The organism is Lactiplantibacillus sp. 30.2.29 (genome assembly GCF_018991255.1).
GTDB classification, from domain to species: domain Bacteria; phylum Bacillota; class Bacilli; order Lactobacillales; family Lactobacillaceae; genus Lactiplantibacillus; species Lactiplantibacillus pentosus.
The window spans coordinates 1-1,462 of sequence record NZ_JAGYGU010000087.1 but is presented as its reverse complement, the minus strand read 5'-3'; the positions used below and the strand labels follow the sequence as shown (position 1 = coordinate 1,462).

General features: G+C 36.9%; 1 protein-coding gene. It reads left to right on the top strand.

Annotated elements, in window-relative coordinates; translation table 11 throughout:
• Positions 1–160: 160 nt before the first annotated feature.
• Positions 161–814, top strand: a complete 654-nt coding sequence (locus KGF65_RS16595) for a response regulator transcription factor (protein ID WP_253954477.1) — start codon at positions 161–163, stop codon at positions 812–814.
• Positions 815–1,462: the final 648 nt, after the last annotated feature.

Sequence of the window (1,462 nt, the reverse complement as noted above, 5' to 3'; positions counted from 1 at the left end):
AATGTTTATAACGAGAAGTCTCTGAAGCGGATCCACCGAGGGTTTAAAGGACTCCAGAACACCTTGGAAGCATCATTTATTTAAGTTAGATACATATTATATGTACGAAGGCATTTCATTTACACAAGATTCTTGACACTCCCTGATTGAAGAATATGATATGCAATTGGCAGTAGCAACTGACGATCCGCAAGTTCTGCTGGACAGCATTGTAAGCTCTGAAGAAGGGTTGTTTTTTCTGGATATGGAAATTGGCAGTCAGCCCCAAGCAGGCTTGAATCTCGCAGATGAGATTCGCCATCGATTGCCGTTTGCCCAAATTGTATTCATTACCACTCATGAGGAGTTGTCTTTTTTAACGTTAGAACGGCGCATTGCACCGCTAGATTATATTTTGAAAGAACAAGGTCCAGATACTGTTAAGACGAAAATAGAAGCGGATATTCGTGCAACCATAGATATTCTTAAGTCGGAAGCGGAAGAACACAAGAATATTCTGGGATATAAGATTGGAACGCGCTTTTTTTCAGTCCCTGTCAAAGATGTTATTATGCTAAGTACTAGCAAAGAACGGCCTGGTATCGTGAGATTGACTGCTATAAATAAAGTGGCCGATTTTCCCGGTAATTTAAATAGTTTTGAAGGTAAATATAGTGACTTCTTTAGGTGTGATAAAAGTACATTAGTTAATCTGGATCATTTTCGTAGTTTTGATTACCAGAGAAAAGAGCTAACCATGATAGATGGTATCAAGTGCAGCGTTTCGCATAGAAAATCGCGGGAACTAAATAAAATTTTAAAAGAGGATGAGTAGCCTTCCTGGTTATTCAGAAAAAAGAGTTGTTACTTGTTGGTGGGTTTAAATGTAAAATTTTGCTCGAAAAATCACTGTGAAAAAGCGTTGTAATGCATGAAAATTATAGAGATTAATATGTCTATATTGAATGGGTAGGCAACATCCAATATGGAACTGATAACTGTCGATTGTATTCAAAGGGGATATTAGATATGACCAAAAAAATCAGTATTGGACTGTGTGTATTTTTATTCGTGTTTATGGTGGTAACTTGGATTGTCTATCGAGAACTGCCATCTGAACTGGATGTATTATTATTTTTTATTTTCTTAGCAGACAGTCTCAGGTTAACATTCAATGGCAAGAGCGTTCAGAAATAGCCGATAAAAACCATACTTTGTTTGTAGGCAGTAAATGCTGCAACTGATCGTGCGACTTTATGTTTATTGCAAAAGAGTGTCTCAAGCTTCTCAAAAACCGAGAAGTTTGGGACACTCTTTTTGTATTGGAAATAATCTGAAAAGCATCAACCAATACGGTCAGCTATTTACTGCTTACACGGAATCGCCCTGTCCTTAACAATTAAATCGGGCAATCTCTCATTTCTATTTAATCGTCGATGGCTAATAAACATTACTGTCTATTTTTATCACTGATAAGTATAAT